Source organism: Caballeronia sp. LP006, assembly GCF_031450995.1.
In the GTDB taxonomy this organism is placed as follows: domain Bacteria; phylum Pseudomonadota; class Gammaproteobacteria; order Burkholderiales; family Burkholderiaceae; genus Caballeronia.
The window spans coordinates 518,693-544,627 of the sequence record NZ_JARTVW010000002.1; the positions used below are offsets into that span (position 1 = coordinate 518,693).

Sequence of the window (25,935 nt, forward strand, 5' to 3'; positions counted from 1 at the left end):
GTTGACTTGCTTAGTCCATGAATTTGTCGGTGAACCACGGGTCGAGCGCGGCGAGATTGTCGGGCAACTCGCGGCCTTGAGCGAGGCCGAGCATCGCCACGAGCATGTTCACCACGAGCAGATGGTTGATCCGCGCCGTGAGCGGCGTGTACAGCTCGGTGTTCTCATAGGCGGGCACGGCAATGGTCAGATCGCACGTCTGCGCGAGCCGCGAGCCGGGCGCGCAAATGGCGATGGTGATTGCACCCTTGCCCTTGGCCATGGCGGCGGCCATCACGAGCGACTTGGTCGAGCCGGAATGCGAGAAGAACACGGCCACTTCGTCGTTGCGCAAGGTTGGCGCGAGCAGCAACTGACGCTGGCTTTCGAGCACTACGCGGCAATGCAGCCCCAAGCGAAAGAACTTGTGTTCGGCATCGAAGGCAATGGTTTCGGAGATGCCGAGGCCGAACAGAAAGATGCCCTTCGCTTCGATCAGATACTTGGCCGCGCGCTCGATGGCGCTCGCATCGACATCCTTGGCGAAGCGCTGAATGGCGTGCAACGAGTTGTTGATGATCTTGTTGCAGACGTTCTCGGGCGCGTCGGCGTTGGTGATCGCTTCGTAATCGAAGGGCGCTTGCGGAATCAGACCCTGGCCCAGACGCACCTTGAAGTCCTGATAGTCCGCGCACTCGAAGCGCCGGAAAAAACGCACCACGGTCGGGTCGCTCGTCTGCGCCGCTTCGGACAACTCGGCCATGCTCATCTTGAGCGCGGCTTCGGGCGCGCCCAACAAGACATCGGCGATACGCAAGGTCGCGCCCGTCAGCGCAGGGTGTTCGAGCGCAATGCGCCGCAACAGGTCGTTTCTCATCAGGCTCCCGGCAGGCGCGACGCATTGAGCGCGGCGCACCTTGTTACTAGATCGGCGAACGAGTCGAGCCGGGCATCCTCGGCGACGGGAACGTCGGGTCCCGTGCCCCAGTTGACGATCAGGCAACGCACCTGCGCACGTTCGGCGCATTCGGCGTCGATGCGCGTATCGCCGATATAGAGCGCATGCTCGGGCGCGACGTCGAGCGCTTCGAGCGTCGCGAGCAGATGCCGGGGATGCGGCTTTCTCTGTGCAAGCATATCGCCTCCGATCACCGAGCTGAAGTACTGCTCGATGCCGAAATGCGCGAGCACTGCCTGCGCCAGATGCTGTGCCTTGTTCGTGCATACGCCGAGCTTGATGCCCGCCGCATGCAGCGCGGGAACTGCGGTGAGCGCGTCGGCGTACACGGTCGCTTCGCCAACCGGGTGCTGCTTGTAAATGGACAAATACGCTTCGACGTCGGCGCTCACGCGATCATGATCGAGCGTGAGACCCAAGCCCTTATACAACTTGTCGATCAGCCCGAACGAGCCTTCGCCGATGTACTGCGCCACGAAGCTCACCGTCTGCGGCGGCAGGCCATGCGTCGCGAGCAGCCGATTCACCGCGTTGGCGATATCGGGCGCCGTGTCGACGAGCGTGCCATCGAGGTCGAACACGATGGCATCGACAGGAACTTCCGCGAGATTGACGGTCATCGGTTGGTGCTCTCCGGGTAGGCGGGTTCGGCTGCGATACGCTCATAGACCGGGCGCAACGTGTCGTACAGCGTGCGGAAGGTTTCGAAACGTGCGTCGTAGAGCGGCCCGAGCCGCGCGTCGGGACTGATGCGCTCCGTCACGCGCAAGGTGCTGACGGCTTCGTCGAGCGTAATCCACCAGCCCGCGCCCACGCCGGCCGCGAGCACCGCGCCGTATGCGCCGCCTTCCGACGCGCCCGTGACGGTGGTGACTTCGCGTTGCAGCACGTCGGCAAGCAGGCGCAGCCAGAAGGGCTCGGCGGTCGCGCCACCGGACACCCGCACTTCGTCGCAGGCGAGGCCTGCGCTTGACCCCAGCGCCGCGATGGCGCGAATGTTCAACAAAACGCCTTCCATGACGCTGCGCACGAGGTGCGAGGCGTCGTGCATCGAGGTGAGGCCGATCCACGCGGCACGGCCGTCGGCGGCAACGTGCGGACAGCGTTCGCCGAGCAGATAAGGCAAAAACAGCAAGCCGTCCGATCCGGGCGCGGCGGCTTTGGCGAGATCGGTCATCTCCGAGAACGACAGCGCGGACGTCATGCGTCTTAGCGCACCGCGCAGCCATTCGAACGCGCCGCCCGCCGACAGCGTCACGCCCATCACATGCCAGCGGCCCGGCGCGTTGCCGCACGAAATCTGCAACTGGCCTGTCGCCACCGGACACTCCCGCATGCCGCCCGCGACGATACCCGCCGTGCCGATGGTCACGCCGAGCGGTCCGGTATCGATCGCGCCCATCGACGTGGTCTGGATCACCGAATCGCCGCCGCCGCCGAAGACGGGTGTATCGGCGGACAGGCCCCACGCTTGCGCAAGCTCAAGCCGCAAGACGCCCGCGCGTTCGGTCGATTCCACGACCTCCGGCACGAGGCTCGCGGGCAGGTCGAGCAGCGAGAGCAGCGCTTGCGACCAGGCGCGGCGCTTTACATCGAAGAGGCCGGTACCGGATGCATCGGATACATCGGTGATATGTTCGCCCGTCAGACGCAGGCGCAGATAATCCTTCGGGTTCAGCATGCGCCTCATGCGCGCGAAGAGTTCGGGCTCGTGCTCGCGCATCCACAAGAGCTTGCCCGCAGTGAAACCCGGCAGCATGCGGTTCTGAACCATCGCAAGCAAGCCGTCGCGACCGCCCGCGCGCGCGGTGATCTCATCGCAATGGGGCGCCGCGCGTTGGTCGCACCAGAGAATAGCGGGGCGCAGCACGTTGTCGGCTTCGTCGAGCGCGGCAAGACCATGCATCTGACCCGACAGGCCGATGCCAGCCACCGCACGGCGATCCGGCAGCGCGGCGAGCACTTCGGCCAGCGCGCTTTGCGTGGCCTGCCACCAGTGCTCCGGGTCTTGTTCCGCCCAGCCCGGACGCGGCGAGACGAGCGGATAAGACGCGAGCGCCTTCGCCGCCACGCGCCCATTGCCATCCACCGCGATGACCTTGCACGCGGACGTCCCCACGTCGATGCCGAGAAGATAGCGTTCCATCGTCGCTCTCCGCTCAGGCGCCGTGTCGCAAACGCACGTGCTTCAGATGCAGATACCCTTCCATGCCTTCGCGGCCGTGCTCGTAGCCCGTGCCGCTCTGTTTGCGGCCGCCGTAGGGCGCGTTCATGATGCCCGCATCGACGTGATTGATGGCGACGTTGCCGAAGTCGAGTTCGCGCGAAAGCGTGAAGCTCTCCTTCACGTGCTCCGTGTACGCATAGGCCGCGAGTCCGGCGGGCGTGCCGTTGGCTGCATCGATGGCTTCGTCGAGCGTCTTGTAAGGCGCAACGCCGATCACCGGGCCGAAGGTTTCCTCGTGCATGACGAGCATCTCGGGCGTGCCATCGGCGATGACGGTCGGCGCGAGAAACAGGCCCGCGCCGGAACCGAGCGCGGAAGGACGCCCGCCGCCGCAGAGAATGCGCGCGCCGCGCTCGCGTGCATCGTCCAGATGCCGCTCTACCTTGACGACGCCCGCGCGCGTGGCCATTGGTCCGATATCCGCGCGTTCGTTGGCCACGCCATCGGCGACGACGAGTTTGTTCGCGCCTTCGGTTAGCCGCGCGAGAAACGCGTCGTAGACCGACTCTTGCACATACGCGCGATTGATCGAGATGCAGATTTGCCCGGCATTGCGAAACGCGCGCCGCAACGTGCCCGCGACGGCGAGATCGATATCGGCATGCGCGGTCACGATGAGCGGACAACTGCCGCCGAGTTCCAGCGACAGACCTGTGATGCCGCGCACCGTGCGATAGATGTCCTCCCCCGCCGCGCCCGAACCCGTGAACGCCACCTTATCGATACGCGGATGCCCGACGAGCCGCTTGCCCGCCTCGCGCGCGCCCATCACCAGGTTGGCGACGCCTGCTGGCAGGCCCGCGCGATCCACGCAGCGAAACACGGCTTCCGCGCTCGAAGGCGTGTGCTCGGAAGGCTTCACGACGATCGTGCAACCCGCCGCCAGCGAAGCCGCGAGCTTCCAGCCGATCAGTTCGACCGGATAATTCCACGGCGCGATAGCCGCGACCACGCCGACCGGTTCCTTCTCCACGAAACTGACGAAGCCATCCTCTTCGTTCGGAATGGTTTCGCCATAGATACGCACCGCCTCTTCCGCGTAATAGTGAAACGCCTTCGCGAGTTTGCGCGCTTCGCCTTGTGCTTCGGCCAATGGCTTGCCCATTTCCACCGTGATCGACATAGCGATCGCGCGTTCGTCCTTCGCGATTTCATCGGCGATAGCGTGCAGCAGGCGCGAGCGTTCGAACGGATTCACGCGCCGCCATGTTTTGAACGCGCGCGAGGCGGCTTCGATTGCGGAATCGATCACGTCCTGGCTCGCATCCGGCGCGCGGGAAACGACTTGCTCCGTGCTCGGATTCGTTACGTCGATCCATTCGCTCACGCCTTCTTGCGTGAAGCGTCCATCGATATACATCTCGCAGTGTCGTGGTTCTGTCATGGCGAAAAAGTGGTGAATGCGTTTATTGCGAGACGAAGTTGACGCGGATCGCGTCGACGGCCACCGCGACGAAAATCAGAATGCCGCCGATCATCTGCACGTAGAACGACGGCACTTCGGTGATCGCGAGACCAACGTGGATCACCGTGAGCAGCAGCACGCCGCCGAGAATGCCGAGCGCGCCGCCGCGTCCGCCGAACACGCTCACGCCACCAATGATCGGCGCGGCAATCGCATACAGCAGGAAGCCTTCGCCCTGATCCGAGGTAATGGCCATTTGCCACGCGGCAAGCAGATAACCCGCGACGCCCGAAAGAAAGCCCGACAACGTAAAGGCGATCACCTTCACGCGATTCACGCGAATGCCCGCCGAGTTGGCCGCGAGCGCGTTGCCGCCGGTCGCATACAGATAACGTCCGAGCACGGTCTTGCGCAGCAAAAAGCCCATGCCCAGCAGCACGACGAGAAACACGATAGGCATGACCGGCCAGTTGTTGATGGTGTACTGCCCGATCCAAATATAGCCGGCGGACATATCGGAGATGGTGTTGCCCTGCGTGACCGCAAGCAGCGAGCCTTGCAGCACGATCATCACGGCGAGCGTCTGGATCAGCGAGACCATCTTGAGGCGCGTCACGCACATGCCGTTGAAAAAACCGATAGCCGTCGCCGCCGCGATGCCCACCGGCACGCCGACAGCGGGCGACAAGCCGAGCCGCGTCGAAACGATCGCGCCGATGGCCGCCGAAAAGCCCATGTTGCTGGCGATCGAGAGGTCGATCTCCGCGACCATCAGCGGCAACGAAACCGCGAGCGCGAGCAAGCCGAGCACGGTTGCCTGCACGAGCACGTTCTGCAGATTCGAGAGCGTGAAGAAGAACGGATTGAGTACGCCGAACACGATCACGAGCGCCGCGAGCCAGAGCCACACGACGTTCTGAAAGACCCACTGCACGCCCGCTCTGCTGCGCTTCGTGCCCGGCGCCGCGCCCGCCTTCGACAACGTGGCCGGCGCCGGCGTGATATCGCTACCTGATTGCATGGACTCTCTCCTCATGTTTGGCTCGCGAGCGGTTCCGGCTCGGTTTGTACCGACGCGCTTTCGACGTTGAACGCCGATTGCAGGATCGCGTCCTTCTCGATCTGCGCGCCCGTGTATTCACGCTCGATGCGCCCGCCCACGAACACGCAGACGCGGTCCACCATGCGCACCATCTCGTCGAGATCGCTCGTGATGACGATCACCGAGAGGCCTTCGCGCGTCAGCGTATCGATGATTCGGTGGACTTCTTCCTTCACGCCGACGTCGATGCCGCGCGTGGGTTCATCGAGAATCAGAAGGCGCGGCGACGTGGCGAGCACGCGGCCGAGACACACCTTTTGCTGATTGCCGCCCGAGAGCGTGCCGAGCAGCACTTCGGGCGTGGCCGCCTTCACGCGAAAGTGTTCGAAATAGCGTTTGACGACGTGACGTTCCGCGCCCGCGTCGATCACGCCGCCGTGCGAGACATCCGCGAGACTCGACAGCGTGATGTTGTGCGCGATGCTCTGCAGACCGACGAGGCCATCGCGATGCCGGTCGTCCGACAAATACGCGATGCCGCGCTCGAACGCCGGACCCGGATGATTCGGCATGACGCTTGTGCGGCCGTCGTGCGAGACGCGACCGCTTTTTGCGCGATTCAAGCCGAAGAGCGCCAGCGCGAACTCCTTCGCGCCCGATCCCGGCAAGCCCGCGAAGCCGACGATCTCCCCCGGCGCAATCGAGAAGCGCTCCACGTCCACGCCCGGTGCGACCAGGTCTTCGACGAGCCACGCGGCGCCCGCCGCGTCGCCTGCGCCGCGTGCACGGGTGGCTTCGCGGTCGCGATAGAAAAGCGGCACGTCGCGGCCGATCACGAGTTCGGACAGGCCGTCGGAGTCGATCTGCGAGAGGTCGTCGTGCTCGCCCGCGAGTTTGCCGTTGCGCAGCACGGAGACGCCGTCGCAGATATCGAGAATCTCTTCGTTGTAGTGCGAGATGAAGACGAAGGTCACGCCGCGCGCCTTCAGGCTGCGCATGAAGTCGAACAGATGTTCGCGGTCGGCGAGCGTCAGCGCGGTCGTGGGTTCGTCGAGAATCAGCAGCTTGCCGCCGCTATGCAGCGCACGCAGGATGTTGAGCTTGCGCTTGGCGACCGCCGACAGCAAACGCGCGGGCATGCGTGGATCGAAACCCGTTCCTTCGAGCGCGATCTCGACGCTTTGCATCTGCGCGCGCTGGTCCACCTGTTTCAAGAGGCCGCGCTTGACCGGCCAGCGGCCCAGCATGAGATTGTCAGCGACCGACATGGAGTCGACGATCATCGGTTCCTGCGTCACGAGGAACACGCCGCGCGCTTCCATCTGCTTGACGTCCGAGCCTTGCATGTCCTCGCCGTCGAAGGTGATGCTGCCTTCGGTCGGCGCCGTCTGGCCGGAAATGAGCCGCACGAGCGTCGATTTGCCCGCGCCGTTTTCGCCGAGCAGACCGTGAATGGTGCCGCGCCGGATGTTGACCGACACGCGATCCAGCGCGACTACCGCCTTGTAGCGCTTGACGACATCGTGCGTTCTCAGGATGTACTCGTTGCTGCTCATATCCGCCATGAAGCGAACCTCCGTTTGGCGATGGCGCGCGAAGCTCGCGCGCCACCCTGCTCAACGTGAATCACCGGTGCATCAGGAGTAACGCAGTCCCCATTCGTTATAGGCGATGTTGCCCCACTGGCGTTTGTCCTTCACCGAGGAGGCATCGACGATAAACGGCTGGATCACGAGACTCGGGCCGGTCTCCGATTTGGTGATCTGCGCTTTCTCCCAAAAGTACTGGCTGTTCTGATACGGCCCGAGCGGCACCGGCTGGCCCTTCAGCGAATACTTGTCGAGCATGTCGACGGTGATCTGCGCGTAGGCGATCGGGTCTTGCGAAACCACCGCATCCATGTAGCCGTCCGCGATCCACTGCAGCGCGGCCGGCTCGCCGTCGATATTCACGAAGATCACGTGTCCCTGCTCGCCGACCTTCTTCCACTTGCCCTTTTGCTGCAAGGCCGTGACGATGCCGCGCGCGGGCGAATCGCTCGGCGCGTGGACGGCGTCGAGATCGGGATACTCGGAGAGTGTCGAGAGCGTGACGGACAACATGTTCTTCAGAAGCCCTTCGGTCGGACGGCTGATGAGCTTGACGTCCGGATACTTCTTCATCGTCTCCTCGAAGCCTTCCTTGCGCAGCCGCCACGCCACCGATTGCAGGGCGCCGTAGCAGTTGAGCACCGAGCCCTTTGCCGACCCGTGCTTCTTCTTGAGCAGACCGACAATGGCTTCCGCCGCCATGATGCCGCCCTGATGATTGTCGAAGTCCACCGTCACCGCGACATCGCCGCCGAGCGCGGGGGTATCGATAATGCCGACGGGGATCTTCTTCATGTTGTACTTCTTGATGACGCTGACGATAGCCTGGCTGTCGATCGGGTCCGCGATGATCGCCGACGGGTTCTTCAACATCAGGCTGTTCCACTGTTCGAGCTGCGTCGTGTTGCTGAAGTTGGCGTTGACGGCCTGAAACGTCCAGCCCTTCGCTTCGACGGCGCGCTTCACCGCTTCCTGCTGCGTGGCGAAGAAGTAGTAATCCAGACTCTTGTTGCTATAAGGAACGAACACTTTCTGCTGGGCGAAAGCCTTGCCCGAGACCGACGAAAGCGCGACCGAACCGGCCGTGGCGGCAAGTCCCGCCAGGAACTTTCTACGCGATGCGACTTCCAGTGCTTCTTCCATAGTTGTTGTCTCCTCAACACCGATATGGCAGCGACATTCGCCACGGGACTTGCGCCTTGGGTCAGGTAGTAAATTTCTTTTTGACCGTAGTAATACGAACAAAATATACAAAACGCTGTGGGCGGGCGACAAGATAGGGTTTACTAGCTGACGCGCTGCAATACTATATGCAGCAAGCCTTTCGGCGAATTTTCAGCGCAAATAAAGTGTCCGTTGCAAACGTAGCGTTACTATTTTTTGACATGATGTCGAGCGAACGGACTACGGCAACCCTTCATTTCGCCGACGAAGGCATCAGGGCGCGCGAAAGCTGAAGCTGGTAGAGATAAGACCAGCACGCTTGCTCACTCAAGGAGACACCACATGAACGACGCCACGCGTTATCGCGTGAATCCGGACGCCTTGCGCGCGTTCGTCGCCGAGGTTTATAGAAGCGTGGGCGCGAACGCCGAGGACGCGCACATCGCCGCCGATGCAATGGTGCAGGCCGACCTCTGGGGTCATCAGTCGCATGGGGTGTTGCGGCTCGGCTGGTACTACGCGCGGTTGCGTTCGGGCGCCATGAAGGCGTCGACCAGCCTGAGTTTTCCCGTCGATGCAGGCGCCGTCGCGGTCATGGACGGCGGCGACAGCATAGGTCCGGTGGTGGGACGCGCGGCGACGCTCGACGCAATCCGCCGCGCGAAGGCGCATGGCATCGGCGCGGTATCGGTGCGCAACTCGAATCATTTCGGCACGTGCATGTATTTCACGCGGATGGCGGCGAACGACGGCTGCATCATGCTGTGCATGACCAACGGCGGCCCGAACATGGCGCCGTGGGGCGGGCTCAAGAAGATGATCGGCACCAATCCGTGGTCCGTGGCCGCGCCCGCCGGACGTTATGAACCGATGGTGATGGACGTGGCGAACTCGGGCGTCGCGCGCGGCAAAATCTTTCTCGCGCAGATGCGTCACGAACCGATTCCACTCGGCTGGGCCGTGGATTCACGCGGCCGCCCGACGACCGACCCTGTGGAAGGCCTCAAGGGTTTCATCCTGCCGATGGCAGAGCACAAAGGGTATGCGATCGGAACGATGGTCGACGTGCTTTCCGGCGTCCTCTCGGGCAGCGGGTGTCTGACGGACGTGCACGGTCCGTACGATCCGGTGAATCGCAGCCGCGCGGGGCATCTGATGATCGCGCTGAATGTCGCCGCATTTCAGCCGCTCGCCGAGTTCAACGCGCGTATGGAGCGCTATGTGGAAGCGCTCAAGGCCGCGCCGCTCGCCGAGGGTGTCGACGAAGTGTTCTATCCGGGCGAGAAGGAAACGCGCGCCCAGCAGACTCAACTCGAAGAAGGATTGTGGCTGCCCGCCGATACCATCGCCGGGCTGGACGCGGTCGCCGCCGAAGCCAACGTGAAGATCGTGGCGCGCGACTGACCGCGTGAGACGCGTCGTTCAGGCAAACGTCGCTTCGTTCTGGCGAGCGGCGCGCGGCAGCATCCGGTCGAACTCACGCTTGACGATGCCGTAGCATTCGCACGCACGCTCTTCCAGACCGGCGCGGTCGAGCACCTTGATACAGCCACGGCTGTGATGGATCAGACCCGCGTCGTGCAGCTTGCCTGCGGCTTCCGTCACGCCTTCGCGACGCACGCCGAGCATGTCCGCGATCATTTGCTGCGTCACGCGCAGTTGATCCGACGGGGTGCGGTCCGTTTGAATCAGGAGCCAGCGGCACAGTTGCTTCGAGAGCGAATGGTGACGATTGCAAGCGGCCGTTTGCGCGACTTGCGTCAGCAGGGCTTGCATATACAGCAGCATCACACGACGCAGAAAGTCCGACTTGCCGAAGTGTTCACGCAATGCGCCCGCGCTCATGCGATACGCAAAACCCGCGCACTGCACTTGAACGCGCGTCGGCATGGTGTCGCCGCCCGTGAGCACCGGAACACCCGTCATGCCTTCACGGCCCACTGCCGCGACTTCCACCGAGCCGCCGTCTTCCATCGTATGCAGAAGCGAGACGATAGCCGTGGTCGGGAAGTACACGTGGTGAATGCGTTGTCCGGAATCGCAAAGCAACTGCTCCGTGCGCAACTGGACGAGTTCCAGATGGGGAGCGAGAGCCTGCCATTCCTGAGTCGGAAGTGCGGCCAGCAGATGGTTGCCATGCAGATCGGATTGAAGGGTCAACATTTTTTATTCGCTTTATAAGAGCGCTTTCGCGCCGTACTTTTATCTGGTCCGCTCGCAGGTTTCGTGAGCGCATCTGGTGGCGTACATCGAAACATGTGGGGCCAGCCCCGTGAGCCTTGCATCGCCGCTTCGTGCCGTCATCGGCTACAGTGATGTTCGTGCTTTGTCGTACATAAGCGAGAGACGTGCCAGGAAGTGTCCGATCTATGTCCGATAAGGCATAGACGGCGATGCACGGAAGATGCGCGGCCGGCGGCCAAGCGCGCGATGCATTTTTGATTCAATTCTGAACATTTGCTGAAGGGGCGCAAATGGCGGGGCACGACCGGCCGAAATGGCTTTTGTCTGTGGGATGCCTTGCCGGGCTTAGGTTTCCGGCGCGTTTCACCTTATCAAACGTAGATTGCGCGCGATGCAAACGTGCCTGGAAGCACGCGTCAGCGGGAACGGCCAAAAATGTTGCAAACCTGTTCATTCCGCGAAGGCGCGAGTCGCGGAGCACGAGCAAGAATGTGGCCAGTAGCCCGGTGAGGCGCGCTCGGCGCGACTTCGACCGTTTGCCTGGCGGGTTGTGAACGATGCCAGGCGGCCCGCAAGCGAAATTGCTGAAAGTGTTGCATCGCGCACAAGAGCGCTGCGGCTCTTCCGCGATATCGGCAGAAAGTGTTCAAGACTGAACCACTTTTGAGAGAGCAAGGTTTTGTCGAAGCGCGAAGGTCCAATCGGCATCGCGCGTCCATGTTGCTTACTCCACCAGTTCGCCTTCGAGAACCGATGCCAGAATCATCGCGTGGGCGTTGCGTGGCGCGGTGCGCCGACTCGGCCGATACACCGCGTCGCCGATCAATACCGGCTGGCCGCTCATTGCGCAGACGCCGGTGGTGCGTGCATGCGAGACGCGCCACATTTGATCGCCATAACAGCAGTGCGTGGAATCGCGCCACGCGATGATCGCCGTCGTCGACGAAGGACGTTCGATCAGGCTGATCGACAACCCGCGCTTTTCCAGCAGATCGCTTTTGGTCAGACGCTCGGGCGGCTTCTTCAAGATGCCGCTCAAACTCGCATCTTCTGTCTTCACGCCCAGCATGAAAATGGTCCGTGCCCACGGGTCCATGATCTTCGCGCTTGCCTGCATGGTCTGACTCCTCAAAAATGGATGAACCTGCTCGATTAAGAATTTGCAAATGGCGTATGAAACGTCAGACCAGAGCGCGCGTCTTCACGCGCCCGCTGATGTGGCGCTGACCGTTCGTTCGCTTGAATGCCGAGGTGTGACGAGGCTGAAAACGAATACCGCACGAAAGCGCGATATCGATGATGTGCTGCGATAAGAAGAGCAGTTCTCGCGCCTGTTCGATGCACCGCACCGAATGACGTGCGCGCTTCGCGATGCGGTGACGCAAATCGCCGCTGCCTGAAGTTTCCTGGAAGAGAATCATGGCGAATCCGTTCGTTTCCTTGAGGCTTGCCGGCTCGGTCGGAAGACCGGAACCCATGCATCAAAGTTAATCAAACGAACCCGCTGCGACTAGCCGTACCTTGGGTTGCCGGCGTCGCTGAAAGGTTTGGACAACCTATATCAAGGTTTAGTGTGGTTGATGCTCAGGTGCGCTGCACGCGCGACGGCGTGGTCGCGGACGCGGATGGCTTCACGCCGAGCGCTTCGGCCTTGAGCACGAAGTCGGCGAGCGAGCGCGACTCCATCTTCTTCATCGCCGCGCCGCGATGAATCTTCACCGTGATCTCGCTCAGGTTCATCTCGGCGGCGATCTGCTTGTTCATCAGACCACTCGCGACGAATGCCATCACCTCGCGTTCACGCGGCGTAAGGCGAGCGTAGCAGCGGCGCAAGTCCGCCACGGAGCGGTCTTCGTTGCGCCGCACTTCGTCTTTCGAGAGCGCGTTCGCCACGGCGTCGAGCATGTCCTGATCGCGGAACGGCTTGGCGAGAAAGTCGATGGCGCCGCCTTTCATCGCCTTCACCGACATGGCGATATCGCCGTGCGCCGTGATGAAGATGATCGGCACGGACAGGTCGCCCGCCGCAATCTGCTCCTGCACGGCAAGCCCGCTCTGCCCTTTGAGGCGCACGTCGAGAATGAGGCAGCTCGGAACGTCCGGCATGTCGAAGGCCATGAACTCCTGCGCGGACGCGAACGCCTGCACCTGCAGGCCGACCGAGCGCAGCAGCATGGTGAGCGCGGTGCGCATGGAGTCGTCGTCGTCGACCACGTAGGCGATCGACTGGCTCGCGCCTTCCTCAGTTTCGTGGCTCACTGCATGTCTCCTCTTCGAGCGGCAAGACGAACTGCATCGACGCGCCCTGACCTTCCTGCGATTCGGCCCAGATGCGGCCGCCGTGTGCCTCGACGATGGATCGGCAGATCGACAGCCCCATGCCCATGCCATCTTTCTTGGTGGTGAAAAACGGGTTGAAGAGCGAGCCCGCATCTTTCTCGCTGATGCCAATGCCCGAATCTTCGACCGAAAGCTGCGCGTGACGCTCGTCCGCGAGCCGGGTGGCGACGCGCATGAGGCGCTTGCGTCCGCTCACGCCGGACATGGCCTGCACGCCGTTCATCAGCAGATTGATGACGACTTGCTGAAGCTGCACGCGGTCGCCGCAAACCACTGGCGCGGGCTCGGCAAACGCAGCGGAAAGCTCGACGCGCTGGCTTTGCAATTCGCGCCGCACGAGTTCGACCGATTCTCTCACGATCATATTCAGATCGACCAGCGCGGGTTGCGGATCGCGCTTTTGCGCCATGGAACGAATCTGGCGAATGATGTCCGTCGCGCGCTTGGCGTCGCTCGTCATCTGACTGATCGACTGCACCGCCTCGTGTACATTCGGCGGCTGACGGTTGAGCCAGCGCAACGCGGCGTCGCCCGCGGTTACGATGGCGGCGAGCGGCTGCGTGACTTCGTGCGCAATCGACGCGGCCATCTCACCGAGCGTCGTCACGCGCGTGACATGCGCGAGTTCCGAGCGCGAGCGGTCGAGCGCCTGTTCCGCGCGCTTGCGTTCCTCGATGTCGGTGTTCACGCCATACCAGCGCACGAGATTGCCTTCGGAATCGCGCAGCGGCGCGGCACCGATGTGCATCCAGCGAAACACGCCGTCGCCGCGCCGGATGCGCGCCGTCACTTCGAAGCCGCTGCTGGTGGCGAGCGCTTCGCGCCACGCGGCCTGCAACGCGGCGAAGTCTTCCGCATGCACGATCTCCTGCCAGATGTCGTGGCCGTCGTCCGCGAGCTTCACGCCGTACTCGTTCCAGCGGCGGTTGAGATAAATGAGGCGGCCATCGTTCGATGAACTCCACACCATGCCGGGAATGGCGTCGATGGTCGCGCGCAGTTCGTTCTTCTGGCGCAACAGCTCGCCTTCCATGCGCTTGGCGTCGGTGATGTCGTTGTTCGTCGCGAGAATGGCGAGCGGCTTGCCCCATTTGTCGCGCGAAAGCGTCCAGCGGCTCGACACGACCACCGTCTCGCCGCTCTTCTTCACGCGCTTGAGTTCACCTTGCCAGCTCCCACGCGTAAGCGTTTCGCGGCGAATGTCGTCCACGGGCATGGCCGCATCCGTCTGCGTGAGTCCGTGAATGGGCTGGCCGATAGCCTGCTCGGAAGTCCATCCGTACAGCCGTTCCGCGCCCTGATTCCAGAACGTGATGCGGTCGTCCATGTCGTACACGACCACCGCGTCGTGCGTGAGATTGAGCAGTTCGACCTGCTTGCGCAAGGTGGCGGTGCTCGTCTGATTGCGCAGCGCGAGAAACGACACGGTCAGAATGGCGATGAGACTCACACCGCAACGCGCGATGGAACTGCCAGGGTCCTGCGCGTTGTGCGAGAGCATGAAGCCGAGCACCGTCGCCGCGACGCAGGCCCACGCGACTGCAATCGTGACAGGCCGCGATGCGACCGAAGCCACGAGCAGCACCACTACGACATACAGCACGGCAATGGCGATATCGAGCGGCGTGAATGCGTCGATGAGAAACACCGCGAGGCCGACTACCGTGGCCATCGCCTTGAGGGTGGTGGGATTGCCGAGGAAAGACTGCTCGGCTGCTTGGTCGAGCTTCATCGCGGCCTCATTGCGGAAAGCGGCCGCTCATTCATGCCCGCTGGCCCGAGTAACGGACTGCCCAGATTCACATTGCGCGGATCTTTCATAGGACGAGAGAGCCTGAGCCCGGAAAGCGGGCCACTTCAAGGATGAGCGCCAGCGCCGCTGGCCCGGATGTCGTCGAGACAGTGCATTACCTGTGCGCCGTCGACAGGCTTGCCGAGCACGCACAGCGCGCCGACGTCCAGCGCCTGTTTGCGCATGGCGTCCGAAGCGAACGCGGAGATGAAGATGATAGGTGGCGCGACGCCGCGATCGACGAGTCTGCGGTACATCTCCACGCCCGAGATGCCTGGCATCTGGACATCCGAAATGATACACGCGACATCCGCGATCGAACCCGAATTCAGGAACGCTTCGCCGGAGTCGTAGAGCCGAACCTCCCAGCCAAGCGAGCGAACCAGGCTTGAGGTCGCGATGCGGACGGATTCGTCATCGTCGATGATCGAAACGACTGGGTTATTGAACACGCAACAAAGTCCTCGGGCCTAGTGTGCGGTGGCGGCGATAAACCAGGCGGCGGGCCGTCGACCGTGATGCCATGTTAAGTAAAAGCATCGGACGTGAAAATCATATTTATGTATGAGACGAAGCCGGTCTAATACCTTCGTATGAGCCGTTTAACCTTGCGTCTCATACCGCTTCATACGCGCGGCCTAACCATTCGGCGCAGGCAACGACGCCGTGCCGACTACTCATGCAAAGGTTTAGGCGCGTCATCTCTAACGGCCGCATGAGCGAACGCACGTAGGGATAGGCTCACCGCGCATCCGGACATAAAGTTACTCCAAGGTCGCAGCAACGAAAGCTCCACCGCTCAAGCAGACGACCTCATCGTATGCGAAGCCAGTGAATCGGTTTCCTAAGTAATGCCATCTGTCCATTACGTCATTCGGCTCCACACGGAAACGCCGAGCCTTTAAAGGAGTATCACAATGAACAAGTTTCTCGTCAGTCTCGCTTTCGCAGTCAGCGCCGTTGCCGCTCCCGCCATGTCGTATGCGCAGTCGAATCAGCCGGTGACGCGCGCCGAAGTGCGCGCCGATCTCGTGCGCCTGGAGAAGGCCGGGTACAAGCCCGCAGTGAACGACGACGCAACTTACCCCGCAGACATCCAGGCAGCCGAAGCCAAGGTCGCGGCGAGCTACGCGGCCACGCACGGCACGAGCGATGTAGGCGGCGTGGCATTGACCGGTGCGTCCGCCAGCGGCTCGAAGGTGTCCGCCGCTTCCAGAAACTGCGTCGGCCCCGCGGACTACTGCGTGCCGTATTTCGGCAGCTAAAGCCAAGCGGTCCGGCGCCGGTCACTGCGGCATGCCGGACCGCACACGCGTACTGAATGCCACTCGGAGTTCCACATGAAAAACCTGTTGCTCTCTGCCGCGATGTTCGCGGTATCCGCCGCTTTTCTCACCTCGGCGCCCGTCATGGCGCAAGGCGAAAAGCCCGTGAAGAACATCGTGCTCGTGCACGGCGCCTGGGTCGACGGTTCCGGCTGGCAGCCGGTCTACGACATTCTCAAGAAGGACGGCTACCACGTCAGCATCGTGCAGGAGCCGCTGACTTCGCTCGATGACGACGTCGCCGCCACCAAGCGCGTGCTCGACTTGCAGCACGGACCGACGATCCTCGTCGGACACAGTTATGGCGGTTCGGTGATCACCGAGGCAGGCGAGCATCCGGATGTGGTCGGACTCGTGTACGTGGCCGCGCATGCGCCGAATGTCGGCGAGGACGAAAGCACGCTCGGCAAGGGCAAGCCGAGCTTCACCTCGAAGCAGGCCGGCGCGATCGAGAAGACGAGCGACGGTTATACGTTCCTGAATCCTTCTGCGTTTCCCAAGGACTTTGCCGCCGATCTTTCTCCAAAGGAAGCGACCTTCGAAGCGCATTCGCAAATGCTGACCGCAGCGAAAGTCTTCTCGGAGCCGCTCACGTCCGCTGCGTGGACCACGAAGCCGAGCTGGGGCATCGTCGCGGGCGCGGACAAGATTATCAATCCGGATCTGGAGCGCTGGTACTACGAGCGCGCGCATAGCCACATGACCGTGATTCCGGGCGCGAGCCACTCGGTGTACGAATCGCAGCCGGTTAAGGTGGCCGCCGTGATCGAGGACGCCGCGAAGCAAGCGCAATAACGCACAATAACGCGACCTTGGATAGACGAGACATCGACACTTCAAAGGTGCCGATGTCTTTTGCATGGCGCTCGAGCCGCGACTGTGCAGGATTCAGGCGCGGTTTTTCTTCTGCTGTTAAATTAGGGGCCAGCCAAACCACCGATCGAGAGAATCCGATGGCTGAACAACCCGCATCCCCAATACGCCCGCTCATTCTTATCGCTATCGTCGTGGCCGTCGTGGTCGCCGCGTTCGCGTACACCGCCGGCTGGCTGTCGCCTACGCGACTCACGCCTGCGAAGATCGTCAATAGCCTCGCGCCACCGGGCGGACCCGCGCTCGGCTTCAGACGCAACCATGCGAAGGGCGTCTGCTTCACGGGCAACTTCGAGTCGAATGGCGGCGCGGCTTCGCTATCCAAGGCGCAGCTTTTCGCGCCTGGCAATTACCCCGTGACCGGCCGATTCAACCTTGCGACGCCCGACCCGAAGACCGCCGATTCATCGGCGCGCGTGCGCGGACTGAGCTTGCGAATCGTCATGCCGGACCACAGCGAGTGGCGCTCCGCGATGATCGACGCGCCCTTCTTCCCCGTCGCCACGCCGGAAGCGTTCTATGAACTGCAGCGCGCATCCGCCCGCAAGGACGATCCTGACGCGATGAAGCAGTTCGCCGCCGCGCATCCGGAGATCGGCGCATTCGGCAAATGGGCGTCGAGCGCGCCGTTCACCGGCTCCTTCGCGGACGATCAGTACAACAGCCTCAATAGCTTCGTCTTCACGGACGCCTCCGGGCAAGACCGCGTCGTGCGCTGGTCGTTCGTGCCGGTGGCCAAGCCCGAGACCTTGACGGGCGATCAGCTGAAGCAGAAAGGCGCGAACTTTCTCGATGCCGACATCACGCAGCGCGTGCAGAGCGGGCCGCAACGCTGGACCATGGTCGTGACGGTGGCCAATCCCGGCGACCCCACGGCGGACCCGAGCAAGGCGTGGCCGGACGATCGCCAGAAGGTCGAAGCGGGCACGCTGGTCGTTACCGCGATCGAGGCCGAACCGGATGGCCCATGCCGCGATCTGAATTTCGATCCGGTGGTGCTTCCGCCCGGCATGCACGTTTCCGACGATCCGTTCCCTGCCGCGCGTTCGGCTGCCTACTCGGTGTCGTTCAACCGGAGAACCGCCGAGGACAAGGACTATCCGCATCAACCGGCGCAAGGAGCGAATCAATGAGCACGATCCACACACGCTTCTCGCCCCTGCAACGCGCGCTGCACTGGCTCATGGCGATTTGCATTCTGGCAATGCTGTTCATCGGCGTCGGCATGGTGTCCACCGTGCGGCCCGACTATCTCACGCTGGTGTCGATCCACAAGCCGCTCGGCGTGACGATTCTCGTGCTCGCACTGATCCGGCTGGTCGTGCGGCTCGTGCGCGGCGCGCCACCGTTGCCCGCCAATATGCCGGAGCCGATGAAGCTCGCCGCCCACCTCTCGCATCTCGCGTTTTATGCGCTGATGATCGGCTTGCCGCTCATCGGCTATGGCATGTTGTCGGCGGCGGATTATCCGGTCGTGGTGTTCGGCGTGCGATTGCCCTCCATTCTTCCGCATAGCAACTCGCTGCATTCGCTGCTTTGGGACGCGCACAAATACCTGGCGCTTTGCTTCTTCGCGCTGATCGTCGTGCATCTCGCGGCGGCGCTGTTTCATGCGCTCGTCCGGCGCGACGGCGTGTTTCAGGCAATGGCGCCGTGGAGCGATCGCTGACGCGTACACAGGCGGCGCTTCTGTATGATGGCGGACCACCATCATTCGAGGATTCATCGCCATGAGCGCAGCATCGCAATTCGATCAGGTTTCCGTCATCAAGCGCGCGAACGTTTATTTCGATGGCAAGTGCGTCTCGCATACGGTGCTTTTCGCCGACGGCTCGAAGAAGACGCTTGGCGTGATTCTGCCCGGCACGCTCGACTTCGGCACCGATGCGCCGGAACTGATGGAAGTGCAGGCGGGCCAATGCCGTATCCGTCTTCAAGGTAGCGATGAATGGAAGACCTACGGCGCCGGCGAGTCTTTCTCGGTGCCGGGGAAGAGCCGCTTCGATATAGAAGTGGTCGAGACGCTGGATTATGTTTGCAGTTATCTTTGACCTGGTTTAGAGGCTAGGGGCGAAGCGGCTGATCCGGCGTGATTGGCCGTTCTTTTTCGGCGGCTGCGGTCAGACAGCACCGATCATCGACCAGACGCTGAAGATGAGAATCGCGAGAGAGACTGCCGACGCTATCCAGCCGGCCATCGCGCTCGTTCCGCCGCGCAGCTTCAGTTGCTCTGCGCGCTCGCCCGGCAGCAACACCTCAGCCTTGATCCGTTCGACTGCTTTCTCGACATGCGCGCGATAAATCAAGTTGCCTGAAAAAGCCCACGCGAACATCAATGCATAACTCGACACCTCGCCAAGCGAATCGCTCATCAAGCCGAGCAGCAGGTTCAGCAACGTGCCGCCAACGAAGACCGCGACCGCCTGCCAGTACATCTTGCGATACGCAAACCATACGGGACCGCCAAAGAACGCCGCGACATTCCACGTCGGCTTAATGTTTCCATTCTTGTCCTTGGCTGACCACTTCCCCGCGTAATACTCCACGTTCTTTCCGACAAAAGCGGCCATATCCTTATCCAAGCCAGCCGCTGCCGCAGTCGTAACCGTTCCCTTGATGCCTTCGTTGTTATCGAATTCCATGTCTTGCTTTAGTTGCTGTTGCATCTGTCCGCATGGAAGCGGACTCGAATTACCGAATGCGAACGACGTTTAGAACGCGTTTAATTCGGGCAGCAGACAATACACGCGCGACCCGCACTTGAAAAGTCAGGACGCGCGAGCCTTACAAAAATTTGCGCTTGCTTGTCGCCGTGTTCAGGCGAGCTTCGAAGCCAGACCGCTCACTGAAACACCACGGGCACCGGCCTCGTCAGCAAGTCCACGTACAGCTTGAAGAATCGATCATTATCGAACTTCGTGACATACGTGATCTTTTGCGGCGATGCCCCCGCAGCAGGCGTGTCCGGATACACCCGCACATGGCCCTGGTCCTCGCCGGGCGTCGTGTCGATATCCAGGTACGCGCTCTGAGTCTGCGTCGCGTAAGTTGGATCGCTGAAGTAAGCGATGGTCAGCGTGTCGTAGAGATCCGTGCTCGATGCGAACGCACCCGCATTCACGGTTGCATACGCCTTCGTCACGGCCGTCTGCCCGGTCGGCGGGTTGACGATCTGGTTGTAGATGCTCTCGGTCAACGGCACGGTGTTGGTCACATCGAGCGGAATGACGGTTTGCGGAATCGACGTCTGCAAGAGCGTGCGCACCGCGAGCGGATCGAACCACCAGTTGAGCTCGCCGACTGCATTGGCGTTGCCCGGCACGTTCATCGCGCCGCCCATGTAGACGATCTGCTTGATGAGCGGCACGATCTCCGGCGCCTTCTGCACCGCCGTCGCGAGATTGGTGGGCGGCCCGACTTCGAGAATCGTCACTTCATGCGGATAACGTTTGATCGTGTCGATGAGAAAGTCGGCGGCGGCTTGCGTCTGTATCTTGGTCGAAGTTGCGAAGCCGTCCGGCGGCGCGGTGAGCTGCGCTTGCGAAGTCGGCTCGGGACGCGACCACGCGCCGAAGTATCCGTTCGGATTCGCGGCCTGCTGCGCGCGGATGCTCGTCACATCGTATTGCAGCGGATAATCCGCGCCGCCGTACACGCCGACCTCGTTCTGCACGCCCATGCGTTCGACGGCCTTCAACGCATCGGCTTCTTCTTGCAGCAACCAGTCGTTGCCCGTCACCACGCACAGGCCGAGCAGATTCACCTTGCCCTGTCCCATCAACTGCGTGGTCATGGCGAAGAGCTGGCCGTCGTCGCCCATGGTGTTGAAGTCGGAGTCGATCACGATCTTCGGCGCGTTCGTGTATGCGTTGTGGTCGTCGGATGAGCCGCCGCAAGCGGCAAGCACCGCGACGACACAAAGGGAAAGAGTCAAGCCTGCTGCAGTGCAACGTCGCATGATGCTGTCTCCGGATCGTTATATTCGAGTGATCACGTCATCGCGGACGGTGATTCATTCTACGACCGTTTGAGCAGATACGACTACGCTTCGATCGGCGAGCCGTCCTTGCGCACGAACCGGCCATCGGCGTTGGCACTCATCATGTCGATGTCGGAACACGTGGTGAGATCGGGCCACGCGCGCGAGCCGACTTCGAGATACACCGCCATTTCCCGCGACCGGTTGATCATGTGATGCCCGTTGCCCGTGCCTTTAGCGAACGCGGCGCAATCGCCCGCACGCAACATGGTTTCGCCTTCGTCTTCGATCAGCACGAGTTCGCCCTGCAGCACATATACGAACTCGTCCTCGTGCGAATGCCAGTGACGCTGACTCGACCAGCTTCCCGGCGGCAAGTGCATCAGATTCACGCCGAAGTCCGTCAAGCCGCCAGCATCGCCAAGACGCCGACGGATGCGCGCGGCGCATGGTTGATCGTAAGGCGGTGGATAGCCGGAGCCTTGGTGCTCGGGCACATTGGCAAGATCGATTTTCGGCATGATGCGGCTCGTTCTGGAAAGTCGCGGAAAAAGCGCTTGTGCAAGGGTGTAGAAAGAATACGCTACGATGCACGTTTTCTTCGCAAGCCCGCCGTATCTTCGTGACCGCTTCTGAATTCAAAGCCCTGGCGCGCGCATTCCTCGTTCGCCTTGCCGTCAAGCTTCGCCCGCATGCGCGTGTGCGCACGCTGCTGCTATTGCCCGCGCTTTTCGTGCTCTATGTGCTGGTGCTGATTCCCTTTACGCCCGGCATTCGCGACCTGCGCCGCGCGAAGGTGGATCAACCCGCGCAAATCTATTCCGCCGATGGCAAGCTGCTCGCCGAATTCAAGCCAACGCATCGCGAATGGGTGAGCCTCAAAGACGTCTCGCCGCAAGTGATCGACGCGCTCATCGCAACTGAAGACAGGCGATTTCATGAGCATCATGGTATTGACTGGCGACGCACGGCATCGGCCGCGCTGCATACGTTCAAAGGCCAGAAACAGGGCGGTTCCACGCTTACGCAGCAGCTCGCGCGCAATCTTTATCCCGATGACATCGGCCGCTCGCAGACGCTCACGCGCAAAGTGAAGGAGGCCATCACCGCGTTCAAGATCGAAGCGGTCTATTCGAAGGAAGAGATTCTCGAAACGTATCTGAACACGGTGCCGTTCTTGTATAACGCGTATGGCATCGAGATGGCCGCACGCACTTACTTCGATAAATCCGCGAGCGAACTCGACGTGCTCGAAAGCGCGACGCTTATCGGCATGCTGAAGGGCAACAGCTACTACAACCCTGTGATCAACCCTGAACGCGCGCTCGACAGACGCAATATCGTGCTCGGGCAGATGGTGCGCTTCGGCCATCTCGCGCCTGCGAAGCTCGAAGCGTTGCAGAAGAAGCCGTTGCGCATCGACTTCGAACGTCAGACCGAGGAGCCGGGACGCGCGCCGCATTTCGCGCAACAGTTACGCAAGTGGCTGATCGCGTGGGCCGACGACAACGACTTCAACATCTATTCCGATGGTCTCGTCGTGCGCACGACGCTCGACTCGCGTTTGCAGACGATGGCCACACAATCGCTTACGTGGCAAGGCAATCAGTTGCAGTCCATCGCCAATGCGGCTTGGGGCGGGCGCGGTGGCTGCGCGAATGCGAACGCGGACCTTGCACATGCGTTCATCCGCGAGACGAGCGAGTATCGCGTGGCGCGCGATGGCGGCGCGAACGACGCCGACGTCATCAAGAGCCTTAGCGCGAATCGCACGTTCATGCAGGCGTTATGCGAGAACAAGACGCGCGTGCAGGCCGGCTTTTTAGCGCTAGATCCGCGCAACGGGCAGATCAAGGCGTGGGTCGGCAGCCGCGACTTCACGCAAGACCCGTTCGATCATGTGCAACAGGCGCGCCGTCAGCCGGGCTCGACATTCAAGCCGTTCGTGTACGGCGCGGCCTTCGCGCGCGGCTCGAAGCCCACGGATACGATCATCGATCAGGCGGTGGAGATTCCCATCAAGGGCGAGGAGACCTGGCGTCCCACCGACGATTCGCCGCCAAGCGGCCGGCCGGTGAGTCTGCGCGACGGCATCGCGTATTCGAAGAACCGCATCACCGCGCAACTGATGCAGCAAGTGGGTCCGGCGCGCGTGGCGCGACTCGCGCGCGACATGGGCGTGCGCGAAAGTCATCTCGACGTGGTGCCTTCGCTTGCGCTCGGCACGAGTCCGGTGACGCTCAAGGAGATGGTGGCGGCTTACGGCACCATCGCCAACGACGGCAACTACATGGAGCCGCTGCTCGTGACGCGCATCGAGAACAAGGATGGCGAGGTGCTCGCGCAATTCGAAAGCAAGCCGGAACGCGCGCTGTCGGTCGATGCCACGCGCAAGCTCGTCGACGTCATGCGGGATGTCATCAATCGCGGCACGGGCACGCTGATCCGCACGCGCTTCGGCATTCGCGGCGACGTCGCGGGAAAGACCGGCACGACGCAAGACAACGCGGACGGCTGGTTCATCCTGATGCAACCGCAACTCGTGGCGGGCGCTTGGGTCGGCTTCAACGACAGCCGCGTGACCTTGCGTAGCGATTACTGGGGACAAGGCGCACACAGCGCATTGCCGATGATCGGCGACTTCACGCAACGGGCGATGCGTTCGCATCTGATCGATGCCCGTGCGCGCTTCGATACGCAGGAAGTGCCGGGCATGTGGGACATCATGGCGACGCGTGTGAAGACGTGGTTTGCCGAGACGTTTTCGAAAGCGCCGAAACCCGCGCAGACGCCTCAGCACGCACCGCGCGCGCGTCGTTCACCCGCCACGCGTACCGCGCCCGCTGCTGAAGTCACGGAAGAAAAAGCGCAGCCGCCCGTCTTCGACACATTGCCGCCGATACTTCCCGCGCCTGCGGAACCGGCCTCGTCGACACGTCAGGAATAAGGTTAGCAAACGTTTTCTAAAGTTTCCTTGTACCGCTCCGTTAACTCGGATGTCTCCTGACATGACCGCGTGAATCATGGCGTCCGCCTCTCCGGCGGCAATTCTTGCCATATCGCACAGACGCGCTCGGGTCTTATCCTCAAGGAATTCTTGCAATGATGAAAACGTTGGTCGCGCTTGCGGCGGGTATCGCCGCGCTTTCCGCCCCTCTCGCGCACGCACGCGAAATCTATGGACAAGTCGGCACCGAAGGCGTGGGTATCGGCTATTCGGAACCGCTTGGCACGCGCGATAACGTGCGCGCCGAATTCAACGGCATCGCCTTCTCGCACAACTTCAATGCGGGCGGGCTGCATTACGACGGCACCGCGCACATCTATCACGGCGGTCTTTATCTCGACTTCTTTCCCGCACCGAACACGGTGGCCTTCCGCCTGACCGCTGGCGCGCTGATCGGCGGCGACAACGTGGACGCCGTCGCGACGAGCCCGACCGACACCTACACGTATCACGGCACGACCTACAACGTGGCCGGCGAGCAGATCCACGCGAAGGCGCGATTCCCGACCGTGCGCCCGTATGTCGGCATCGGCTTCGGTCACACGCCGGTGGCGCAGAAAGGCTTCTCCGCGTTCTTCGATGCAGGTGTGGCTTTTGGCCGTCCGCATGTCGATTACGACGTGCCCGCCGAAGTCGTCGCGATCACTGGTCAGGCTTTCGTCGATCAGGAAAAGCAGGACTTGCAGGACAAGGCCGACAAGTTGCGCTTTTATCCGATCGTCAAGGTCGGCGTGACGTATCGCTTCTAAGCGGCTTTCGCTTCAGATCCACAAGTCGTTCGGCACCGTGCGCTCGTTTCGCGAGTCGCCGGTGTTGACGACGCCGCGCGGCTCGATCAGCATGATCTTCACTTCGCGCGCGGCATGGGGTTTGTGCTCGACGCCCTTCGGCACGATTCCCATCTCCCCTGCTCTCAGCACCATCTCGCCATCGCGAAAGTCGATGCGCAATTCGCCTTCCAGCACGATGAACGTCTCGTCGGTATCGGCGTGCGCGTGCCACAGAAACTCGCCTTCCAGACGCGCGACCTTGAACTGATAGTCGTTCATCTCAGCGATCACGCGTTGCTGCCAGAAGCCGTCGATCAAACGCGCTTTTTTTAATGGATCGATGGCGGCGCGCTGGCCACGTGTAGCTTCGGCTGTCGCTGCGTGTGTTTGCATGATGCGGCTCCCTGACGATGAATTCGTTCAAGGCTACCGCTGTCACACGTAAAGGGTCTTGAACGATCGTGCAAGCTCTAACGCGTACTAACGCAGGCCCGCCAACGCGCGGGCGGCATGCCGAAGGTGCGTGTGAATTGCCGCGTCATATGGCTCTGATCGGCGAAACCGGCGCTCGCGGCGACATCTGCCAACGATGCGCCCGTGAGCACGAGACGGCGCGCGACATCGAGACGGCGCATCGTCAGATAGCGGTAAGGGCTCGTGCCAAAAAAGAGCCTGAAGTCGCGCGACAAGCTGTAGCGGTCGCGTCCCGTCGCGCGTTCGAGTTCCTCCATCGTGACGATACGATCGCAATTGGCGTGCAGAAAGTCTTTCGCCAGCACGGCGCTTGCGTAGTCGCCCGTGTCGCGCGAGGTGGTCACGCCCGCTGCTTGCGCCAGCGCGAATGCGAGTTCGGCAAGTGCATCGTTTTGTGCGAGCGGTTCGCGCAGCGTCTGTGCGAGCAGCGCTTCGGTGGCGGCGCTGACGCGCGCATCCATCGTCGTTCCACCGGAGATGAACGGCAACGCGCGACCGCCGAGCGCGGCCTGGATCATCGCGGGTTCCACATAGAGCATGCGATACCGAAAGCCATCGCCGGTGCCCGCGTGGCCGTCATGTGCTTCGTCGGGATGAAGCACCATCGTCTGGCCGGGCAAGCTGTGACGCAATTTGCGCCGGTAATTGAAGCTCTGCACGCCCGTCATGGTGCGGCCGATGGCATAGGTGTCGTGCCGATGCCAGCCGTATGCCTTGCCGCCGAAAAAGGCTTCGATCCGTTCGATGCCCGCCGATGATTCGGCATGGCGGACCCAGTCGGAATTCTGTGGAGCGGCGCGTCGGTTCATGGTTGCGGTATCGCAGAG

The 25,935-nt window shown here is 62.1% G+C and carries 26 protein-coding genes; 8 read left to right on the forward strand and 18 right to left on the reverse strand.

Translation table 11 applies throughout. The features are described 5' to 3' along the window. Positions 1 to 10: 10 nt before the first annotated feature. The 7 genes from P9250_RS03060 to P9250_RS03090 all read right to left on the reverse strand — a co-directional run bounded on the left by P9250_RS03060 (position 11) and on the right by P9250_RS03090 (position 8,343). Positions 11 to 856 carry a MurR/RpiR family transcriptional regulator gene (locus tag P9250_RS03060; protein ID WP_244831884.1) on the reverse strand — a complete coding sequence of 282 codons (846 nt, stop codon included), beginning with the start codon at positions 854 to 856 and terminating at the stop codon, positions 11 to 13. Beyond that, entirely contained in the window at positions 856 to 1,557 is a 702-nt protein-coding gene (locus P9250_RS03065) for an HAD-IA family hydrolase (protein WP_250468127.1), read from the reverse strand. The genes P9250_RS03060 and P9250_RS03065 overlap by 1 nt, the downstream gene beginning before the upstream one ends. Continuing rightward, positions 1,554 to 3,083 carry a xylulokinase gene (gene xylB, locus P9250_RS03070; protein ID WP_310391033.1) on the reverse strand — a complete coding sequence of 510 codons (1,530 nt, stop codon included), beginning with the start codon at positions 3,081 to 3,083 and terminating at the stop codon, positions 1,554 to 1,556. The genes P9250_RS03065 and xylB overlap by 4 nt, the downstream gene beginning before the upstream one ends. 13 nt (positions 3,084 to 3,096) lie before the next feature. Next, positions 3,097 to 4,548 carry an aldehyde dehydrogenase family protein gene (locus P9250_RS03075; RefSeq protein WP_310391034.1) on the reverse strand — a complete coding sequence of 484 codons (1,452 nt, stop codon included), beginning with the start codon at positions 4,546 to 4,548 and terminating at the stop codon, positions 3,097 to 3,099. Positions 4,549 to 4,570: 22 nt separating this feature from the next. Further along, positions 4,571 to 5,590: an ABC transporter permease gene (locus P9250_RS03080; RefSeq protein ID WP_250468124.1), complete on the reverse strand. Its 1,020-nt coding sequence runs from the start codon at positions 5,588 to 5,590 to the stop codon at positions 4,571 to 4,573. Positions 5,591 to 5,601: 11 nt separating this feature from the next. Further along, positions 5,602 to 7,176, reverse strand: a complete 1,575-nt coding sequence (locus P9250_RS03085) for a sugar ABC transporter ATP-binding protein (protein WP_250468123.1) — start codon at positions 7,174 to 7,176, stop codon at positions 5,602 to 5,604. A 72-nt stretch (positions 7,177 to 7,248) separates the two neighbouring features. Further along, entirely contained in the window at positions 7,249 to 8,343 is a 1,095-nt protein-coding gene (locus tag P9250_RS03090; protein ID WP_244831890.1) for a sugar ABC transporter substrate-binding protein, read from the reverse strand. Positions 8,344 to 8,706: 363 nt separating this feature from the next. Between P9250_RS03090 and P9250_RS03095 the strand changes: the two genes are divergently transcribed. Continuing rightward, positions 8,707 to 9,768 (forward strand): Ldh family oxidoreductase, encoded by a 1,062-nt coding sequence (locus P9250_RS03095; RefSeq protein WP_310391037.1) that lies wholly within the window; start codon positions 8,707 to 8,709, stop codon positions 9,766 to 9,768. A gap of 18 nt (positions 9,769 to 9,786) precedes the next feature. Here the strand turns inward: P9250_RS03095 and P9250_RS03100 are convergent, their stop codons facing one another. From P9250_RS03100 to P9250_RS03125, 6 genes are all read right to left on the reverse strand, one after another. Continuing rightward, positions 9,787 to 10,527 (reverse strand): Crp/Fnr family transcriptional regulator, encoded by a 741-nt coding sequence (locus P9250_RS03100; protein ID WP_244831892.1) that lies wholly within the window; start codon positions 10,525 to 10,527, stop codon positions 9,787 to 9,789. A gap of 745 nt (positions 10,528 to 11,272) precedes the next feature. Next, positions 11,273 to 11,665 carry a DUF3331 domain-containing protein gene (locus tag P9250_RS03105; protein WP_250493806.1) on the reverse strand — a complete coding sequence of 131 codons (393 nt, stop codon included), beginning with the start codon at positions 11,663 to 11,665 and terminating at the stop codon, positions 11,273 to 11,275. A gap of 64 nt (positions 11,666 to 11,729) precedes the next feature. Then, complete coding sequence (locus P9250_RS03110; protein ID WP_310391040.1) at positions 11,730 to 11,969, reverse strand: hypothetical protein; 240 nt, start codon at positions 11,967 to 11,969, stop codon at positions 11,730 to 11,732. Between the two features lie 163 nt (positions 11,970 to 12,132). Further along, positions 12,133 to 12,807: a response regulator gene (locus P9250_RS03115; RefSeq protein WP_310391042.1), complete on the reverse strand. Its 675-nt coding sequence runs from the start codon at positions 12,805 to 12,807 to the stop codon at positions 12,133 to 12,135. Beyond that, positions 12,791 to 14,620 carry a PAS domain S-box protein gene (locus P9250_RS03120; RefSeq protein WP_310391044.1) on the reverse strand — a complete coding sequence of 610 codons (1,830 nt, stop codon included), beginning with the start codon at positions 14,618 to 14,620 and terminating at the stop codon, positions 12,791 to 12,793. Before P9250_RS03120 ends, P9250_RS03115 begins: the two co-directional genes overlap by 17 nt. 125 nt (positions 14,621 to 14,745) lie before the next feature. Then, positions 14,746 to 15,132 carry a response regulator transcription factor gene (locus P9250_RS03125; protein ID WP_244831896.1) on the reverse strand — a complete coding sequence of 129 codons (387 nt, stop codon included), beginning with the start codon at positions 15,130 to 15,132 and terminating at the stop codon, positions 14,746 to 14,748. Positions 15,133 to 15,597: 465 nt separating this feature from the next. Between P9250_RS03125 and P9250_RS03130 the strand changes: the two genes are divergently transcribed. The 5 genes from P9250_RS03130 to P9250_RS03150 all read left to right on the forward strand — a co-directional run bounded on the left by P9250_RS03130 (position 15,598) and on the right by P9250_RS03150 (position 18,929). Further along, a complete protein-coding gene (locus P9250_RS03130) occupies positions 15,598 to 15,945 on the forward strand; it encodes a DUF4148 domain-containing protein (protein WP_244831897.1) in 348 nt (115 codons plus the stop codon). Between the two features lie 75 nt (positions 15,946 to 16,020). Beyond that, positions 16,021 to 16,800 carry an alpha/beta hydrolase gene (locus tag P9250_RS03135; RefSeq protein WP_310391046.1) on the forward strand — a complete coding sequence of 260 codons (780 nt, stop codon included), beginning with the start codon at positions 16,021 to 16,023 and terminating at the stop codon, positions 16,798 to 16,800. A 158-nt stretch (positions 16,801 to 16,958) separates the two neighbouring features. Further along, positions 16,959 to 18,011 carry a catalase family peroxidase gene (locus tag P9250_RS03140; protein ID WP_250467756.1) on the forward strand — a complete coding sequence of 351 codons (1,053 nt, stop codon included), beginning with the start codon at positions 16,959 to 16,961 and terminating at the stop codon, positions 18,009 to 18,011. Beyond that, a complete protein-coding gene (locus tag P9250_RS03145) occupies positions 18,008 to 18,547 on the forward strand; it encodes a cytochrome b (protein WP_244831899.1) in 540 nt (179 codons plus the stop codon). Before P9250_RS03140 ends, P9250_RS03145 begins: the two co-directional genes overlap by 4 nt. Positions 18,548 to 18,608: 61 nt before the next feature. After that, positions 18,609 to 18,929, forward strand: a complete 321-nt coding sequence (locus tag P9250_RS03150; RefSeq protein WP_250467757.1) for a pyrimidine/purine nucleoside phosphorylase — start codon at positions 18,609 to 18,611, stop codon at positions 18,927 to 18,929. A 69-nt stretch (positions 18,930 to 18,998) separates the two neighbouring features. Here the strand turns inward: P9250_RS03150 and P9250_RS03155 are convergent, their stop codons facing one another. The 3 genes from P9250_RS03155 to P9250_RS03165 all read right to left on the reverse strand — a co-directional run bounded on the left by P9250_RS03155 (position 18,999) and on the right by P9250_RS03165 (position 21,378). Beyond that, on the reverse strand, positions 18,999 to 19,448 hold the full coding sequence (locus tag P9250_RS03155; RefSeq protein ID WP_250511414.1) for a DUF2628 domain-containing protein: 450 nt from the start codon (positions 19,446 to 19,448) through the stop codon (positions 18,999 to 19,001). 272 nt (positions 19,449 to 19,720) lie between these two features. Then, positions 19,721 to 20,836 (reverse strand): nucleoside hydrolase, encoded by a 1,116-nt coding sequence (locus P9250_RS03160; protein ID WP_310391048.1) that lies wholly within the window; start codon positions 20,834 to 20,836, stop codon positions 19,721 to 19,723. Between the two features lie 83 nt (positions 20,837 to 20,919). Continuing rightward, positions 20,920 to 21,378 carry a cupin domain-containing protein gene (locus tag P9250_RS03165; protein WP_244831903.1) on the reverse strand — a complete coding sequence of 153 codons (459 nt, stop codon included), beginning with the start codon at positions 21,376 to 21,378 and terminating at the stop codon, positions 20,920 to 20,922. A 101-nt stretch (positions 21,379 to 21,479) separates the two neighbouring features. Between P9250_RS03165 and P9250_RS03170 the strand changes: the two genes are divergently transcribed. Both P9250_RS03170 and P9250_RS03175 read left to right on the forward strand, forming a co-directional pair. Further along, positions 21,480 to 23,804 (forward strand): transglycosylase domain-containing protein, encoded by a 2,325-nt coding sequence (locus P9250_RS03170; RefSeq protein WP_310391050.1) that lies wholly within the window; start codon positions 21,480 to 21,482, stop codon positions 23,802 to 23,804. A gap of 155 nt (positions 23,805 to 23,959) precedes the next feature. Continuing rightward, entirely contained in the window at positions 23,960 to 24,613 is a 654-nt protein-coding gene (locus tag P9250_RS03175; protein ID WP_244831905.1) for a hypothetical protein, read from the forward strand. Positions 24,614 to 24,625: 12 nt separating this feature from the next. On the opposite strand, the gene P9250_RS03180 is transcribed toward P9250_RS03175, so the two are convergent. Both P9250_RS03180 and P9250_RS03185 read right to left on the reverse strand, forming a co-directional pair. Next, complete coding sequence (locus P9250_RS03180) at positions 24,626 to 25,027, reverse strand: cupin domain-containing protein (RefSeq protein WP_244831906.1); 402 nt, start codon at positions 25,025 to 25,027, stop codon at positions 24,626 to 24,628. A gap of 77 nt (positions 25,028 to 25,104) precedes the next feature. Next, the gene (locus P9250_RS03185) at positions 25,105 to 25,917 is read right to left on the reverse strand and encodes an AraC family transcriptional regulator (protein ID WP_310391052.1); all 813 of its coding nucleotides are present in this window, start codon (positions 25,915 to 25,917) and stop codon (positions 25,105 to 25,107) included. Positions 25,918 to 25,935 lie beyond the last annotated feature (18 nt).

What these genes read in the sequence shown, in the direction of transcription:
- P9250_RS03095 (WP_310391037.1), top strand. Translation starts at nt 8,707, where the DNA reads ATGAACGACGCCACGCGTTATCGCGTGAATCCGGACGCCTTGCGCGCG.
- P9250_RS03130 (WP_244831897.1), top strand. Translation starts at nt 15,598, where the DNA reads ATGAACAAGTTTCTCGTCAGTCTCGCTTTCGCAGTCAGCGCCGTTGCC.
- P9250_RS03145 (WP_244831899.1), top strand. Translation starts at nt 18,008, where the DNA reads ATGAGCACGATCCACACACGCTTCTCGCCCCTGCAACGCGCGCTGCAC.
- P9250_RS03075 (WP_310391034.1), bottom strand. Translation starts at nt 4,548, where the DNA reads ATGACAGAACCACGACACTGCGAGATGTATATCGATGGACGCTTCACG.
- P9250_RS03185 (WP_310391052.1), bottom strand. Translation starts at nt 25,917, where the DNA reads ATGAACCGACGCGCCGCTCCACAGAATTCCGACTGGGTCCGCCATGCC.
- P9250_RS03105 (WP_250493806.1), bottom strand. Translation starts at nt 11,665, where the DNA reads ATGCAGGCAAGCGCGAAGATCATGGACCCGTGGGCACGGACCATTTTC.
- P9250_RS03100 (WP_244831892.1), bottom strand. Translation starts at nt 10,527, where the DNA reads ATGTTGACCCTTCAATCCGATCTGCATGGCAACCATCTGCTGGCCGCA.
- P9250_RS03060 (WP_244831884.1), bottom strand. Translation starts at nt 856, where the DNA reads ATGAGAAACGACCTGTTGCGGCGCATTGCGCTCGAACACCCTGCGCTG.
- xylB (WP_310391033.1), bottom strand. Translation starts at nt 3,083, where the DNA reads ATGGAACGCTATCTTCTCGGCATCGACGTGGGGACGTCCGCGTGCAAG.
- P9250_RS03065 (WP_250468127.1), bottom strand. Translation starts at nt 1,557, where the DNA reads ATGACCGTCAATCTCGCGGAAGTTCCTGTCGATGCCATCGTGTTCGAC.
- P9250_RS03175 (WP_244831905.1), top strand. Translation starts at nt 23,960, where the DNA reads ATGATGAAAACGTTGGTCGCGCTTGCGGCGGGTATCGCCGCGCTTTCC.
- P9250_RS03150 (WP_250467757.1), top strand. Translation starts at nt 18,609, where the DNA reads ATGAGCGCAGCATCGCAATTCGATCAGGTTTCCGTCATCAAGCGCGCG.
- P9250_RS03140 (WP_250467756.1), top strand. Translation starts at nt 16,959, where the DNA reads ATGGCTGAACAACCCGCATCCCCAATACGCCCGCTCATTCTTATCGCT.
- P9250_RS03135 (WP_310391046.1), top strand. Translation starts at nt 16,021, where the DNA reads ATGAAAAACCTGTTGCTCTCTGCCGCGATGTTCGCGGTATCCGCCGCT.
- P9250_RS03155 (WP_250511414.1), bottom strand. Translation starts at nt 19,448, where the DNA reads ATGGCCGCTTTTGTCGGAAAGAACGTGGAGTATTACGCGGGGAAGTGG.
- P9250_RS03110 (WP_310391040.1), bottom strand. Translation starts at nt 11,969, where the DNA reads ATGATTCTCTTCCAGGAAACTTCAGGCAGCGGCGATTTGCGTCACCGC.
- P9250_RS03090 (WP_244831890.1), bottom strand. Translation starts at nt 8,343, where the DNA reads ATGGAAGAAGCACTGGAAGTCGCATCGCGTAGAAAGTTCCTGGCGGGA.
- P9250_RS03180 (WP_244831906.1), bottom strand. Translation starts at nt 25,027, where the DNA reads ATGCAAACACACGCAGCGACAGCCGAAGCTACACGTGGCCAGCGCGCC.
- P9250_RS03165 (WP_244831903.1), bottom strand. Translation starts at nt 21,378, where the DNA reads ATGCCGAAAATCGATCTTGCCAATGTGCCCGAGCACCAAGGCTCCGGC.
- P9250_RS03160 (WP_310391048.1), bottom strand. Translation starts at nt 20,836, where the DNA reads ATGCGACGTTGCACTGCAGCAGGCTTGACTCTTTCCCTTTGTGTCGTC.
- P9250_RS03080 (WP_250468124.1), bottom strand. Translation starts at nt 5,590, where the DNA reads ATGCAATCAGGTAGCGATATCACGCCGGCGCCGGCCACGTTGTCGAAG.
- P9250_RS03120 (WP_310391044.1), bottom strand. Translation starts at nt 14,620, where the DNA reads ATGAAGCTCGACCAAGCAGCCGAGCAGTCTTTCCTCGGCAATCCCACC.
- P9250_RS03085 (WP_250468123.1), bottom strand. Translation starts at nt 7,176, where the DNA reads ATGGCGGATATGAGCAGCAACGAGTACATCCTGAGAACGCACGATGTC.